This is a genomic window from Pseudomonas brassicacearum, assembly GCF_003732175.1.
Taxonomy (GTDB): Bacteria; Pseudomonadota; Gammaproteobacteria; order Pseudomonadales; family Pseudomonadaceae; genus Aquipseudomonas; species Aquipseudomonas brassicacearum_G.
Map to the genome: position 1 here is coordinate 60,077 of NZ_MOBI01000008.1, position 14,688 is coordinate 74,764.

The window sequence follows — 14,688 nt, forward strand, 5'->3', positions numbered from 1 at the left end:
CTGGAGTTTTCATGAACACCGCCGCATTGCGCGAGCAGATTCAACGTGCACAACAACATGAAGCCGAAACCGGTCAGCTGACCCGTCAGCTGGAAGTTCAATTGCCGCACCTGCATTCATCCATTCAATTGCCGGACATCGACGCCAAGGGCGTGATGACCCGTTTTGTCACCGCTTATATAGAACAAGTGCCGGACTTGCTCGACGCCGCCAATGAGGTAGCACGCGAAGCGGGTATCGAGTCGCAGATCAAACCGGTGCTGACAATCGCCGAGCAGTTCTTCCTCCAGCCACCGGCGATCATGGCCGGTCACGAAGGCCTGGACGGCCTGCTGGACGAAGCCTACCTGGCACATCGCCTGGTAGAAGAGGTTAACGACCTCTACATCAAACATTTCGGCCAGCCACTGATCCCATTGGACATGACTGTAGCCAACCTGATTGCCCACCAACTGATCGGCGAGGACTTCGCCAATCAACTGGATGAGGCTGTTCATCACGCCGTTGATGAGATGCTGAACGAAGAAAGCTTCGCGCTGGAGTCTGTCGAAGCCTACCGGGAAAAACTCAACAGCCCGGACACCGGCGCCGCCTGGAAGCGCTGGCCATGCCTGTCGCGTCAGTTGGGCGTAGGCCTGGAACTGGATCAGCCTGCGGCTTGATCCAACTGTAAAAACCGAACACCTGTGGGAGCGAGCAAGCCCGCTCCCACACTGTTATCTATCCGGCGGAACCCACTCCTACGGTCGTCCGCAATCGCCCCTCCAACCTTCGCTTCAATCCGCGCGCCTCGATCAGCAGTTTCGAGCCTTTGCTGGCATTGGCCCGCCCCCATTCCTCAAGCAGTTCCAGGCATGAGTGGTCGATATAACTCAGGTTATTCAGCGGCACATGCACCGTCGCGCCGGCCGGAATAGCCCCCAGCACCCGGGTCAACGCCGGCACCTTGAGAAAGGTCGCAGCCCCCATCAGTCGCAACTCCATTTCGCCCTCTGCCGGAAGATCGATCAGGCTGATTTTCAGTCGCGAAGCCTTCCAGGCCAGCTTCGCCAGGGTCAAGCCAAAACCGACCAGCACCCCCGTCAGCAAGTCGCTGAAGATAATCGCCAGTGCGGTCACCGCATAGGTAATCATCGGCATCCGGCCATACCGTCCCAGTCCGCGAAACGCCTTCAAATCCACCAGTTTCACCCCGGTGTACACCAGCACGCCTGCCAGACTGGCAACCGGTATGCTTTGCAGCACGCTGGACAGCAGCAACACAAATGCCAGCAGCCAGACACCGTGAAAAATCGCCGACAACCGCGTTTTGGCGCCGGCCTGTACGTTGGCTGAGCTGCGCACGATCACGCCCGTCATTGGCAGAGCGCCGACCAGACCGCAGAGCATGTTGCCGATGCCTTGGGCGGACAGTTCGCGGTCGAAATCCGAACGCTCGCCGCTGTGCATGCGATCTACCGCAGCGGCCGAGAGCAGGGTTTCGGCGCTGGCAATAAAAGCCACGGCGAACGCGGCGATCAGCAGGTTGGGGTCGGCCAGATTCAACAGGTCGGCCGGTTTCAGCCAGTCAATCGCCTCGGCCAGGTTAGCCGGGACTTCGACCCGTTTGACGTTCAATGCCAGCGCCAGACTGGCAAGGGTCGCCAAACCAACGCCGAGCAAGGCGCCGGGAATAAAGCGCAGCGCTTGCGGGCGAAATTTCTCCCACACCCCCATCACCAGAATGGTCGACAGCCCGAGCAGCCCGGCCTGCCAGCCCAACCCACCACCCAGGGTCGGCAAGGCTTGGGCAACGGCTGCCGGAAATCCGCTGAGGTTATCCAGGCCTGAGGGCTTGGGAACACCGTCGAGCATCACATGCATCTGCGACAGCACGATCAGCACACCGATGCCCGCCAGCATGCCGTAAACCACCGCCGGCGCCGTCACGCGGAACCAGCAGCCCAGCCGCAAACGCCCGGCCACCAGCTGCAGAAACCCGGCCAATAGCAGAATTGGCCCGAGCATCGCCACACCATGCTGGCGCACCAGTTCAAAGACCAATACCGCCAGGCCCGCAGCCGGACCGCTGACTTGCAGCGGCGAACCGGCCAGCCAGCCGACCACCAGGCCACCGATAATCCCGGTGATCAGGCCCTTGGCCGGCGGCATACCGGAAGCGATTGCAATCCCCATGCACAAGGGCAGGGCGACCAGAAACACCACCACCGAAGCCAACAGCTCCCGTGGCAAAACAGCTTTCAATTGCGTAGCACGCATTAGCTTTCTCCTGAGATTCTTCAGGCATGGCGAAGCCCGACCACTTTTTCAGCAGTCTTGGCCAGACCAGACAAGGTGTTTAGGAGGATTTAGAAGCGCGCTTTAGGCGTCGCCATCGGAATCGGATGACTGCCATCCAGAGGCAGGAAGCAGCCCTTATCCGCGTCGTAGGCTTTGATTTCGCTGGTTTCGATGCTGTAGACCCAGCCATGGATAAACAGCTGACCGTTGGCCATGCGCGAGGCCACTGAAGGGTGAGTGCGCAAATGCTGCAACTGGGCGATGACGTTTTCTTCGGTAAGCACCTGCATGCTTTCGTTTTCGTCAGCGCAATGGCAGTTTTCCTGGACCATGGTTTTTGCAACTTCGGCATGACGTAGCCAGGCTTTGACCGTGGGCATTTTTTCCAGGCTTTGCGGATTGAGTACAGCACGCATGGCACCGCAATCGGAATGCCCACAAATGATGATGTGCTGCACGCCAAGAGCCAGCACTGCATATTCGATGGCCGTGGAAACCCCGCCGTTCATCTGGCCATAGGGCGGCACAACGTTGCCAACGTTGCGGGTGACAAACAGATCGCCAGGAGCGCTTTGGGTAATCAATTCGGGAACGATGCGAGAGTCCGCGCATGCGATGAACATCGCTCTGGGCCGCTGAGCCGTGGCGAGTTTCTTGAAGAGTTCTTCCTGTTGCGGGAAGACCTCGTGGTGGAAGTGTAAAAAACCGTCAACGATGTGCTGCAGCGCTGCATCGGCGCTTTCGGCCACAGGCAGGGCAGAAGCCGACGCAGCCAACGGCTGTTTATCCTTGTCACTCATGATTCATCCTCTTTGACGGAGTAGGGAAATTTTCCCGATTTACCTGGGATAAAGCCAGCGACTGGTTAGAAAACGTCCAGACCGCCGATCAGTGACCATCCAGTCACTCGATGAACAAGGTAACCACCGAAACTTAACTCAAACTGAATAAACCGCTCTAGAACCTGTGTTGCAGGTCACAAAAAACGTGACCAGCGTACCAACACCCAGCGTTTTCCACTACTCAACCATAGGCCAATTGTTGCTAAAGCAACGACATTTGAGCACCGGGCGGACAAAAGGCTGTGCAGTCCAGATTAAAGCCTTCACGTTGATTGAGCCCAAGACGTTTTATTGTTTTAGCGAAGCGTTGCGCCAACAGATCAGCGAACGGTCCTTCGCCACGCATGCGAGCGCCAAAGCGACTGTCATACAGTTCTCCGCCGCGGCTTTGGCGGATCAAGCTCAATACATGGGTTGCACGCTGCGGATAGTGGGCCGCCAGCCACTCCTCGAACAACGGTGCCACTTCCAGCGGCAGGCGCAACATCATGTAAGCCGCACTCTGCGCACCGGCCGCGTGAGCTTCGGTCAACAGGCTTTCCAGTTCACTGTCGTTGATCATCGGGATCATCGGCGAACACAAAACGCCCACTGGAATCCCGGCTTCACGCATGACCCGAATCGCCCGTAACCGCGCCTTCGGGGCGGCCGTTCGCGGCTCAAGGATGCGCTTGAGCTCGTCGTCGAGGCTGGTCAGGCTGATCATCACCGCCACCAGCCGCTGTTCGGCAAGCTCACCGAGCAGATCCAGATCACGAAGAATCAACGAGCCCTTGGTGATGATCGTCACCGGATGCCGGTAACGCAGCAGCACCTGAAGAATCCGCCGGGTGATTTTGTGTTCGCGCTCAATCGGCTGATAGGGATCGGTATTTGAGCCCAGGTTGATCGGCGCACACTGATAACCACGCTTGGAAAGCTGCTGCTCCAACACGTCGGCAGCGTTGCTTTTGGCGATCAGCTTCGTCTCGAAATCCAGCCCGGGCGACAGGTCCCAATAGGCATGACTGGGTCGTGCATAGCAGTAGATGCAGCCGTGCTCGCAACCTCGATAGGGGTTGATCGAGCGATCGAAGGGCAGGTCGGGCGAGTTGTTGCGGGTGATGATGGTTTTCGCCGTCTCGATGCGCACCTCGGTGCCCTGGGTCAGCGGTGCTTCCTGGTACCAGCCATCGTCTTCGACCACCGAACGGTTCGGTGCAAAGCGATTGTGCGGGTTGCTGGCGGTGCCACGTCCACGAGGTGGCAAGGGCGTGAACATTGGGAAAACCCTCATTGCTGTATGCATATACAGTATCTGAAGATCCAATGTCAGGCCAGTGCCGTTCGGCACCTTCAGCGAAAAGATCAGGCTAGCCGCCTACCCACTCTATATAACTACTTGCTAACCACGCTATATACGCAAGAATGAGAAACATATAAGTATTGGTCATCCGATAAAGATAACCCGTACTATCCTTGGCACACGCACCACCATACTGAATAACCATTAAAAGGATTTAACAATGTCTTTCTTTAATCAACGCGGTATCTTTCTTCAACTAATGCAGCCGAGCCCTTCTGAACCCAACACCCTGGTTTCACTGCAACTTGCCCGTAAAGAACTTGGTTGGGATACGGAAAATGAAATGCAAACCGAGACGCTGGTGAAATCGATTTTCATGACGGCTGTTTCCAGCGACGGCGGGCACTCCTTCACCCTCGGGACTGTGCGCAAGGATGTGGATGGTGATGGCGATATTGATGCCGAGGACAAGGCCAAGCTGCTGGCGCTGGCCAAAGCCTATGCCAATATTGTAAATCCCTGACGGGACCTGGCTCGGTATTTGGTAATACGGGCTAAAACTCGGAAACTAACGCCGGCGAAAACAGTTTCGCAGGCGTTAGTTGTTTCAATTTAAAACCACTCATAATATCTTATTAATTACCCAACATTGCTTAATAATATCTTTCACCCTTAAAACTCACCCCATCCACCCCTTCTGATCCGACAAACACGCGGCAAATGCCGTCCTCATAAAAGCCGAAGGTACCGTCAGGCTTAACGATTCTTTGACAAGCCCCTCACAGAGCTTTGACTGCTCAGGGTTCAGGCTGGGATTTAGTCGCCCATTCCTTCATCCACGGCTCCCTGACTCATGTCGAAAAACCACCTCTTGCTCGCACTGTGCCTGTCGCTCATGGCGTTATTTGCGTTCGATCAGGTTCAGGCCGAGCAAACCCAATCCATCCGTCCCGGCGAATGGGCCCAGCCTGTCGAAGTGCAGTACGGCCTTTACCAGATGTCACCGACCCTCTATCGCAGTGCACTTCTCGATCATGGAGCACTGCCGCTGCTGGAAAAACTCCAGGTCGCGACGGTGATCAGTTTTCTACCCGAGTCCGACGCAAGCTGGCTATCGACACCCGGTATCAACCTGGTGCAATTGCCGTACAAGACCAGTCATGTCGATGACAGTGAGGTACTGAGCGCGCTGCGGGCCATTCAAACCGGTCAAAGCAAAGGCCCGGTGTTGATCCATTGCAAACGCGGATCGGATCGCACTGGCCTGATGGCTGCGATGTACCGCGTGGTGGTGCAGGGCTGGAGCAAGGAAGATGCCCTGAGCGAAATGACCCAGGGCGGATTCGACGACAATACCCACTTCAAGAACAGTATTCGCTACATGATGAAGGCAGATATCGACAAACTACGTACCGCACTGGCCAACGGCGATTGCAGTACCAGTGTGTTTGCTACCTGCTCGATGAAAAGCTGGTTGAAAACGGTCAATAGCGAAAAACCGAAGATCTGAGGGACCCTCCACAACCGGCCCTGACCCAAACAGGCAAGGCGGGGTCATGAACCTGCAATCGAGGATTGTGGCGTCAGTCGATAAATACCGCCCTTGAGCGCTCAGGCTCAAAGGCGGATTACAAAGCGCCGGGAGATCAGGAGTGATCGTCGGGCTTTTTCTTCAGCTTCGGATTCGGAAAGAACTGCACCGCCTGAACCTTCGCGTCCGGGACTTTCAATGCGGTGGTATTGACCCGCGTACCCAGTTCCTTGGGCACTGACAGACCTTGCTCGTTCAGCGTGTCGGAATAACCGCAGGCCACGCATTCGCGGTGCGGCACCTCGTCTTCGCTCCACATCATCAACTTGTCCGGCTCGCTGCACGCCGGGCAGACTGCCCCGGCGATGAAGCGTTTCTTGGTTTTGCTCACTGGCGCGTCACTCATGCTGCCGCGTCCTCGTCGAGGCCGCTATGGCGCAAGAGTGCGTCAATCGACGGCGCACGTCCGCGGAAATCGACGAACAGCACCATCGGCTCCTGAGAACCGCCACGCGCCAGGATCGCCTCGCGGAACGCACGACCGGTGGCCGCATTGAGCACGCCGTCTTCCTCGAATTTCGAGAAGGCATCGGCCGACAGCACTTCAGCCCATTTATAGCTGTAGTAACCCGCCGCGTAACCGCCAGCGAAGATATGCGCGAAGCTGTTTGGGAAACGGTTGTAGGCCGGTGGACGCATTACCGAAACCTCGTCGCGCACGCCTTCAAGCACTTGCAGTACGCTGCGACCGTCGCCATGGGTGGCGTGCAGTTCGAAGTCGAACAGCGAGAATTCCAGCTGGCGAACCATCATCAGCCCGGACTGGAAGTTCTTCGCAGCGAGCATTTTTTGCAGCAGATCCTGTGGCAGTGGCTCGTCGGTTTCGTAATGACCGGAGATCAACGCCAGGCCTTCGGGCTCCCAGCACCAGTTTTCCATGAACTGACTTGGCAGCTCGACCGCGTCCCACGCCACACCATTGATCCCGGACACGCCGGAATATTCAACGCGGGTCAGCAGGTGATGCAGGCCGTGACCGAATTCGTGGAACAGCGTGGTGACCTCATCATGGGTCAACAGGGCAGGTTTGCCACTGTCGGCCGGGGTGAAGTTGCACACCAGGTTGGCTACCGGGCTTTGCAGTACGCCTGCTGCGGTGCGGCGACGGTCGCGGGCGCCGTCCATCCAGGCACCGCCGCGCTTGTTGGCGCGGGCATACAGGTCAAAGAAAAAGCGCCCGACGTGCTCGCCATTCTCCTTGATTTCGAACAGGCGAACGTCCGGGTGCCAGCTGTCGAAACCCTTCAGCTCGGCGATTTCGATGCCATACAGACGCTGGACGATGGCGAACAGACCGCTCAGGACTTTATCGATCGGGAAATACGCACGCAGGGCTTCCTGGGCAACGCTGTAACGTTGCTCACGGAGTTTTTCGCCGTAGAAACCGCTGTCCCAGCTTTGCAGATCGGGGCAGCCCTGTTCGGCAGCGTAGGCTTTGAGTTGTTCCAGATCCTGCGCGGCGAACGGTTTGCTGCGCTTGGCCAGATCACGCAGGAAGCTCAGCACCTGATCGCTGGACTCGGCCATCTTGGTCGCCAGGCTCAGCTCCGAAAAACTGGCAAAACCCAGCAGCTTGGCCAACTCCTGACGCAGGCCGAGGATTTCTTCCATCACCGGGCCGTTATCGTTCTGACCGGCGTTCGGGCCTTGGTCCGACGCACGGGTGCAGTAAGCGGCGTAGACTTCTTCGCGCAGCGCACGGTCATGGGCGTAGGTCATCACCGCGTAGTAGCTCGGGAATTCCAGGTTGATCAGCCAGCCTTGCAGATCTTTGGCTTGGGCCGCGGCGGCCATTTGCGCCTTGGCCGAATCGGTCAGGCCGGCGAGGGCGGCCTCATCGGTGATGTGTTTGGTCCAGGCCTGGGTGGCATCGAGCAATTGGTTGGAGAAATGGCTGCCCAGCTCGGACAGTTTGCTCTGCACCTCGGCGTAACGCTTTTGCTCAGGCGCAGGCAAATCGATACCCGACAGACGGAAGTCACGCAGCGCGTGTTCAAGAATGGTTTTTTGCGCGACATCGAAACCGGCCGCTTCCGGGCTATTGACCAGCGCTTCATAGGCCTGGAACAGCTCGCGGTTCTGGCCCATTTCGGTGGCGTAGGCACTCAGCGCCGGCAGGCAGGACTCGTAGGCCTCACGCAGTTCGGCACTGTTGCACACCGCATTCAGGTGACTGACCGGGCTCCAGGCTGCGCCCAGACGATCGTTCAGTTCGTCCATCGCCAGCACCAGCCCCGCCCAGGTAGGCTGTTTGCCCTGGCTTTTGAGGATCTCGGCGATGGCGGCGCGGTTGTCCGCGAGGATCTGTTCGATGGCCGGTTGTACGTGCTCGGCGCGGATCGCCGAGAACGGCGGCAGGTCGTAGGGCTGCAAAAGAGGATTGTTCACGCTCACGGTTGGCACCTTGGCTGGAAGAAACATGCGGCCATCTTAATTACAATCGACGCCAACCGCAGCTATCAACAACAGAGAGAGAGCCTATCGTGTCCCTTCGCAAGTACCAGAACCACACCCCCATGCTCGGCAAAGGCGCCTTTGTCGACAGCTCGGCGGTGGTGATCGGCGACGTCGAAATAGGCGAAGACAGCTCGGTCTGGCCGCTGACCGTGCTCCGCGGCGACATGCACCGCATCCGCATTGGTCAGCGCACCAGCGTGCAGGATGGCTGCGTGCTGCACATCACCCACGCCGGGCCCTTCAACCCTGACGGTTTCCCGCTGTTGATCGGCGACGACGTGACCATCGCCCACAAAGTCATGCTGCACGGCTGCTCCGTCGGCAACCGGATCCTGATCGGCATGGGCAGCATCGTCATGGACGGCGCAGTAGTCGAAGACGAGGTGATCATCGGCGCTGGCAGCCTGGTGCCGCCGGGCAAACGCCTGGAAAGCGGTTTCCTCTATGTCGGCAGCCCGGTGAAACAGATTCGTCCACTAACTGACAAGGAACGGGCGTTTTTCACCTACAGCGCGGCGAATTACGTGAAGCTCAAAGACCTGCATCTGGCCGAAGGCTACGACCAGCTCTGATCCCGGCAGACTCACTCAGGAATATTCATGCATTACCAAACCGTTTTATTCGACCTCGATGGCACCCTGACCGACCCGCGAGAGGGCATCACTCGCTCGATCCAGTTCGCCTTGAGCAAACTGGGGATCGACGAGCCAGACCTGACCAAGCTCGAACACTTCATCGGCCCGCCGTTGCTGCAAGCCTTCATGCAGTTCTACGACTTTGATGAGCCGAAGGCCTGGGAGGCGGTGAATTTCTACCGCGAGCGCTTCAAGGTTACCGGCCTGTACGAAAACCGCGTGTTCGACGGTGTCATGCCATTGTTGGAAACCCTTGATGGGCAAGGGCGGCAGCTGTATATCGCGACGTCGAAGCCGTGGGTTTTCGCCCGGGAAATCGCCCGGCACTTCGGTTTCGACCGGCACTTCAAAGTGATCTACGGCAGCGAACTGGATGGCACCCGCACCGACAAGGTCGAGCTGATTGCCCATTTGATGGCCGAAGAAGGCCTGGACCCGGCCAGCACACTGATGATCGGCGACCGCAAACACGACCTGATCGGCGCCAAACGCAACGGTCTGGACGCAGCGGCGGTGGGCTATGGATTCGGCAGCCACGAAGAATTGAGCGCCGAACAGCCGGCGTATCACTTCGAGACATTGGCCGAGTTGCATCAGGCGTTTTTGCAGCGCTAGTGGAATCGCCATCGAGAGCAGGCTCGCTCCCACAGGGGATCGCGTACTTGCCCAACGCCTCGGTCTAATGTGGGAGCGAGCTTGCTCGCGATGGCGTCAGTTCATCCAACGCAAATCTCAAAGGGCTGCCAACGCTTTCAGCGCCGCCTTGCGTTGCTCAACCGGCAGCGCCCCCAATTTCTCCACCGCTGCATAAAACTTCAGCCAATCCCCACCCGACTGTTTGAACACTTCGGAAAACGCCGGCACCCATTGGTCATAGAGTCCGAATGGCAGCAGCCGGGCGTTGTTCATCGGGGCATTGATCCAGGCATCAAAACGCTTGTCGCCGGCCCATTGGCTGTCGCGCATGGCTCGATAATCGCTGCGCAAACGTTCGAATTCGGCGGTTTTACGCTGACGCATCTGCTCGGTCGACAGGGGCAATGCATAGAGCTTTTCGAGCCGCGTACGGGTGTCCAGAATCAGCCGGGTAAATTGATCGCGTTGCTGCTCTTGAGCTTTGCTGGCCGGCTGCAAACCGCGCGCCGCGCGCCATTGGCGGGTGCCTTCCTGTTCGACGAAGGTGGCGAAAGATTCGTTGAACTCAGTGTCGTCCTTCACATAAAACCGCTGATGCGCCAACTCGTGAAAAATCAGTGTCGCCAGGCGCTCATCACCCCAGCTCATCATTGAACTGATGATCGGGTCATTGAACCAGCCCAGGGTCGAATAGGCTTCAACGCCACTGATCGACACGTCCATGCCCTGCAGACGCAGCAGCGCAGAGTTGCCTCGCGCGGCGCTCTGGCTGTAGTACCCGCGATAGGCCACGCACCCGGCAATCGGAAAGCAATGATTCTGCGGCTTGAGGGAAAACTCCGGCGTGCCGAACACATTCCACACCACATACGGTCGGCCGATGTCGGCGTAGAGGCGATAACTTTTGTTGTCTGGCAAGTGCAACCGCTGGCTGGCGAACTCTCGGGCCTTTTGCGACTGAGCCAGGCGCGCGCGCAGTTTCGCATCACGTGCAGGGTCGGCAACCACCTCGCTCACCGGCTCGCGCGCGCGCAGCAATTGCCATTGACCACTGGCCAACTGGCCGTAGTAACTGACGCTCGTGCAACCGTTGAGCAGTAAAAGCAACGCGGCCGGAAACAAAACGCGCAAAACGCGATCAAGTAACCGATGGCTTGAAAGCGGCCTGATCACATCAAATCATCCTTGGGGAGTCTGCCTGCAAGACTATCTCGCCTGACTGGAGCTTCGCTATGCGCGTGTTAATGCTGACTGCAAACCTGCTGATGCTGGCTGGCTGTGTTGGACTGCCCCGACCCGACCCCACGCAAGCCTGGATCGACCTCAGTCCCCATCAACATGACACCGTGCTGCAAGCGCTGGAAGTGGATGCCAAGACCTCCGCCGATAAACGCTACTTTCAGGTTCCACCGGGCAGCCATGAGTTGAAGGTGCGTTATCAGTTCGCGGTAGCACCGACGAATATCGGCCCCGATGCCGAACCGCTGTGGCGCGATTGCCGGTTAAGTGTGAAGTTCAACGACTTTACCGCCGGCCAGCGATATCAACTGCAAGCAGGGAATATCGGCTTCCGGCCGTGGGCCAAGCTCTACGATCAGCAGCGCAAAGTCGTTGGCCAAGCGCATCTGGCAGGCTGCCAACGCACCTGATCGGCGCTATGATTAATACCTGACCGCCCGGAAATTGATCATGCGCAGAATTCTGCTTTTTCTCGCCATCAGCTCGCTGGCCGGCTGTATGACCCCGCTACCCGCCGCGAACCCGAACATGGCCTGGGTCGACTTCGCCATGCCGACGCCGGGGGGCAAAGTCCTCATGGCCGAGAGCCTGGACAATAAGCGACTGAAAGACGGGCGATTCTTCCAGGTCACACCCGGCAGCCATGAATTGAAGGTTCGCTTCGACTTCGAGCAGTTTTACGGAGGTTTTGGCATGGACTTCGACTCGCCAAACCGACTGTGCTATTTGACCGTGCGCTACGATCATTTCGAAGCCGGCCAACATTACCTGCTCGAAGCTCGCTCGCTGACCTCCACACCCAGCGCCCGGCTGTATAACGCCAAGCGCGAGCTCCTCGCCGAAGAGAGCCAGACTTTTTGCATCCAGTAAGACGGATTATCTGTCGTTCTTCTGATAGATGATTTTCTTCGTTCCGCCTTCACACGTGCCGACCACCATGTTCTGGTCGTGCACTTCATCATTGGTGATGATCTCCAGGGTGTAGGACGACACGTTATTGGCCTGAATCTTGGATTCGATCTCGGCCTTGAGTTCTTCGCAGGATTTGGTTGCCGCCAGGGCTGATGTGGCCAGCACACTGCAGATAACCGCCAAGGCAAAACGTTTCATGGTTGAAGCTCCCTTGAGGCAGCGCGCACAGTCATGCGCTGAAGCTGCTGTCAGTTATTCGACCACAGTTTCACTCCGCGAGTTTGATTCGGAACAAAAAAGATCGCAGCCTCCGGCAGCTTCTACGGGTTCATCGATCATCGTAGGAGCTGCCGAAGGCTGCGATTTTTACTGCACAGAACTCAATTCACCAGCGTTGCATCCAGACTGATTTTGGCGTTCAACACCTTGGAAACCGGGCAGCCTTCCTTGGCCTTTTTGCTCAACTCTTCAAATTGCTGCTGGCTCGCACCAGGAATTTTCGCTTTGAGCGTCAGGTGCACGGCGGTGATCGCAAAACCACCGTCGACCTGATCCAGCGTCACCTCGGCATGGGTGTCGATCGTGTCGGCCTTGAGGCCAGCCTCACCGAGAATCATCGAAAATGCCATGGAGAAACAACCCGCGTGAGCGGCGCCGATCAGCTCTTCCGGGTTGGTACCCGGGCCGCCTTCGAAGCGTGCCTTGAAGCCATAAGGTGCATTTTTCAGGACCCCGGTTTCGGTCGAGATAGTCCCAAGGCCGGTCTTCAGATCACCGACCCAATGCGCCGATGCTTTCTTTTTGATACTCATCTCTGCCTCCTCAAAATCCGGCGCGAGGGTCGCGCCTTCATGGTTTTCGGTTGCCTGGGTTCTGAGGATAGAAGGCTGGGCAAAGTTCACCTTGTCGGATCGAACCGCTTATCTGGTAGGCAAATTCATGTCTGCTATTGAAACTCGGGTATATGCCCACATTGCATAGAACACGCTCATGCATTCGGCAGGTTTTCGTTGGTGAGAAAAGCCTGCGTCCCCCCATTGGAGAAGCCGGCTTATGAAACAACTGTCCGATATCAAGTTCTCGACGCTGGACCTGGTGCCCGTTCGCGAGAACGGCAGCCCCGCGCAATCGCTGCGCAACTCGCTGGACCTGGCGCAACACGTGGAGAAGTGGGGCTATAACCGCTTCTGGGTCGCCGAACACCACAACATGGATGGCATCGCCAGTTCCGCGACTTCCGTACTGCTTGGCTATCTGGCCGGCGGGACGTCGAGCATTCGTGTCGGCTCCGGTGGCGTTATGCTGCCCAACCATGCGCCGCTGGTAATCGCCGAACAATTCGGCACTCTCGAAAGCCTCTATCCGGGGCGAATCGACCTCGGCCTGGGTCGCGCACCGGGCTCCGATCAGATGACTGCCCGCGCCTTGCGCCGTGAACGCTCCGGCAGCGCCGACGATTTCCCCGAAGACGTCGCCGAACTGGTGCGTTACCTGGGCCCACGCACTCCAGACCAGCGAATTATCGCGATGCCCGGCACCGGCACCAACGTGCCGGTCTGGCTGCTGGGCTCCAGCCTGTTCAGCGCGCAACTGGCCGGCGAGCGCGGTTTGCCTTACGCCTTCGCTTCGCATTTCGCACCGCGTTATATGCATGAAGCGATTCGGGTTTACCGCAATCACTTCAAGCCTTCAGCCGTACTGGATAAACCCTACGTGATGCTGGGCGTGCCGCTGGTAGCCGCTGACACCGACGAACGCGCCGATTATCTGGCAACCTCGGTCTACCAACGGATTCTGGCGCTGATGCGCGGCCAAAGCCTGGTTCAGCGGCCACCGGTAAAAACCATGGACGGCCTGTGGTTGCCCCATGAGAGAGAAGCCGTCGGTGATTTCCTGGGCCTGGCCATGGTCGGCAGCCCGGCGAAAATTCGCGGCAAACTTGAAGTGCTGATCGAGCAGACACAAGCCGACGAGTTGATCTTCACCTGTGACCTGTACGAACACGCCGATCGCCTGCATTCCTACGAACTGCTGGCGCAAGTGATGAAGGGCTAAGTCTCAGACAATGCCTACAAAAAAGCCGACGCCATGGCGTCGGCTTTATTACAAAAACAGCTGACTCAGCTTACTTCTTGTAGACGATGACTTTCTTGCCCGCCTCGCACTTGCCGACCACCTTGCCACCTGCGGCCGCGCCCTTATCGACGATTTCCAGCGAATAGTTTTTGGAGCCCTTGGCGTCGATTTTTGCCGCTATTTCGCTTTTCAGCTCTTCGCACGGTTTGCCCGCCGCAAAGGTTGTTCCCGCAATGCTCAACAAACCCACCGCCAATATAAATTTCTTCATCGGTCACATTCCCTGGTCGGATCAAAAGGGGTAAGCGTTAACACTCGGGCGCCTGGCGCCCAAGACGAAGTAGCGCTTTGCCATTCCCTGTGGCAATCGGCCAGCGCACAAGTTCAGAAGCCTAGCTCAACCTCAGCTATTGGCAATCCGGAACCCGACTTTGAGCGTGACCTGAAAGTGCGCCGCCTGGCCATCCTTGATGTGCCCGCGGGTTTCGGTGACCTCAAACCATTCCATGTGCTTGATGCTTTTGCTGGCCTCGGCCAGAGCGTTGTTGATGGCTTCTTCAATGCTGGTGGGGGACGAGCCAACCAGTTCGACTTTCTTGTAAGTATGGTGGTCAGTCATGGCACTCTCCTTGAATAGTCATTAGAGCCTAGCAGCGATTTTTGGTATTTCTTCTGTCGGCTAATCTCAAGTGAGGGCTCAGATTTACTGCACTTTCCCGAACTGCTGGAGTCCCA

18 protein-coding genes are annotated in these 14,688 nt (G+C 57.7%); 8 read left to right on the plus strand and 10 right to left on the minus strand.

Translation table 11 applies throughout. The features are described from left to right. Positions 1-11: 11 nt before the first annotated feature. The gene (locus BK658_RS07710; protein WP_123581803.1) at positions 12-662 is read left to right on the plus strand and encodes a hypothetical protein; all 651 of its coding nucleotides are present in this window, start codon (positions 12-14) and stop codon (positions 660-662) included. Positions 663-720: 58 nt separating this feature from the next. Here BK658_RS07710 and BK658_RS07715 read toward each other — a convergent pair whose 3' ends face one another. The 3 genes from BK658_RS07715 to BK658_RS07725 all read right to left on the minus strand — a co-directional run bounded on the left by BK658_RS07715 (position 721) and on the right by BK658_RS07725 (position 4,383). After that, a complete protein-coding gene (locus BK658_RS07715) occupies positions 721-2,259 on the minus strand; it encodes a SulP family inorganic anion transporter (RefSeq protein ID WP_123581804.1) in 1,539 nt (512 codons plus the stop codon). Between the two features lie 89 nt (positions 2,260-2,348). Beyond that, entirely contained in the window at positions 2,349-3,080 is a 732-nt protein-coding gene (locus BK658_RS07720; RefSeq protein ID WP_123581805.1) for a carbonic anhydrase, read from the minus strand. Positions 3,081-3,324: 244 nt separating this feature from the next. Then, entirely contained in the window at positions 3,325-4,383 is a 1,059-nt protein-coding gene (locus BK658_RS07725; RefSeq protein WP_123581806.1) for a PA0069 family radical SAM protein, read from the minus strand. A gap of 244 nt (positions 4,384-4,627) precedes the next feature. Here BK658_RS07725 and BK658_RS07730 point away from each other — a divergent pair, with 244 nt between their 5' ends. After that, complete coding sequence (locus BK658_RS07730; protein ID WP_123581807.1) at positions 4,628-4,930, plus strand: hypothetical protein; 303 nt, start codon at positions 4,628-4,630, stop codon at positions 4,928-4,930. Positions 4,931-5,260: 330 nt separating this feature from the next. Continuing rightward, positions 5,261-5,917 (plus strand): phosphatase domain-containing protein, encoded by a 657-nt coding sequence (locus BK658_RS07735; RefSeq protein WP_123581808.1) that lies wholly within the window; start codon positions 5,261-5,263, stop codon positions 5,915-5,917. A gap of 136 nt (positions 5,918-6,053) precedes the next feature. Here the strand turns inward: BK658_RS07735 and BK658_RS07740 are convergent, their stop codons facing one another. Next, on the minus strand, positions 6,054-6,344 hold the full coding sequence (locus tag BK658_RS07740) for a YheV family putative zinc ribbon protein (RefSeq protein ID WP_019694456.1): 291 nt from the start codon (positions 6,342-6,344) through the stop codon (positions 6,054-6,056). Further along, positions 6,341-8,419, minus strand: a complete 2,079-nt coding sequence (gene prlC, locus BK658_RS07745) for an oligopeptidase A (RefSeq protein ID WP_185019800.1) — start codon at positions 8,417-8,419, stop codon at positions 6,341-6,343. The genes BK658_RS07740 and prlC overlap by 4 nt, the downstream gene beginning before the upstream one ends. A gap of 62 nt (positions 8,420-8,481) precedes the next feature. Here prlC and BK658_RS07750 point away from each other — a divergent pair, with 62 nt between their 5' ends. Continuing rightward, positions 8,482-9,027, plus strand: coding sequence for a gamma carbonic anhydrase family protein (locus BK658_RS07750; protein WP_123581809.1), 546 nt, complete (start codon positions 8,482-8,484; stop codon positions 9,025-9,027). A 27-nt stretch (positions 9,028-9,054) separates the two neighbouring features. Then, on the plus strand, positions 9,055-9,705 hold the full coding sequence (locus BK658_RS07755) for an HAD family hydrolase (RefSeq protein WP_123581810.1): 651 nt from the start codon (positions 9,055-9,057) through the stop codon (positions 9,703-9,705). Between the two features lie 117 nt (positions 9,706-9,822). Here the strand turns inward: BK658_RS07755 and BK658_RS07760 are convergent, their stop codons facing one another. Next, positions 9,823-10,899 carry an aminopeptidase gene (locus BK658_RS07760; RefSeq protein ID WP_123581811.1) on the minus strand — a complete coding sequence of 359 codons (1,077 nt, stop codon included), beginning with the start codon at positions 10,897-10,899 and terminating at the stop codon, positions 9,823-9,825. A 59-nt stretch (positions 10,900-10,958) separates the two neighbouring features. On the opposite strand from BK658_RS07760, the gene BK658_RS07765 reads away from it, so the two are divergent. Together BK658_RS07765 and BK658_RS07770 are read left to right on the plus strand one after the other, a co-directional pair. After that, complete coding sequence (locus tag BK658_RS07765) at positions 10,959-11,375, plus strand: PA0061/PA0062 family lipoprotein (RefSeq protein WP_123581812.1); 417 nt, start codon at positions 10,959-10,961, stop codon at positions 11,373-11,375. A 40-nt stretch (positions 11,376-11,415) separates the two neighbouring features. Next, positions 11,416-11,835 carry a PA0061/PA0062 family lipoprotein gene (locus BK658_RS07770; protein ID WP_123581813.1) on the plus strand — a complete coding sequence of 140 codons (420 nt, stop codon included), beginning with the start codon at positions 11,416-11,418 and terminating at the stop codon, positions 11,833-11,835. A gap of 6 nt (positions 11,836-11,841) precedes the next feature. Here the strand turns inward: BK658_RS07770 and BK658_RS07775 are convergent, their stop codons facing one another. Then, complete coding sequence (locus BK658_RS07775; protein ID WP_123581814.1) at positions 11,842-12,075, minus strand: DUF1161 domain-containing protein; 234 nt, start codon at positions 12,073-12,075, stop codon at positions 11,842-11,844. A 182-nt stretch (positions 12,076-12,257) separates the two neighbouring features. Then, a complete protein-coding gene (locus BK658_RS07780) occupies positions 12,258-12,689 on the minus strand; it encodes an OsmC family protein (protein ID WP_123581815.1) in 432 nt (143 codons plus the stop codon). Between the two features lie 241 nt (positions 12,690-12,930). Here BK658_RS07780 and BK658_RS07785 point away from each other — a divergent pair, with 241 nt between their 5' ends. Next, positions 12,931-13,932, plus strand: coding sequence for an LLM class flavin-dependent oxidoreductase (locus tag BK658_RS07785; RefSeq protein WP_123581816.1), 1,002 nt, complete (start codon positions 12,931-12,933; stop codon positions 13,930-13,932). A 70-nt stretch (positions 13,933-14,002) separates the two neighbouring features. On the opposite strand, the gene BK658_RS07790 is transcribed toward BK658_RS07785, so the two are convergent. Next, the gene (locus BK658_RS07790; RefSeq protein WP_054594911.1) at positions 14,003-14,224 is read right to left on the minus strand and encodes a DUF1161 domain-containing protein; all 222 of its coding nucleotides are present in this window, start codon (positions 14,222-14,224) and stop codon (positions 14,003-14,005) included. A gap of 132 nt (positions 14,225-14,356) precedes the next feature. Next, positions 14,357-14,572 (minus strand): dodecin, encoded by a 216-nt coding sequence (locus tag BK658_RS07795; protein ID WP_123427033.1) that lies wholly within the window; start codon positions 14,570-14,572, stop codon positions 14,357-14,359. Positions 14,573-14,688: the final 116 nt, after the last annotated feature.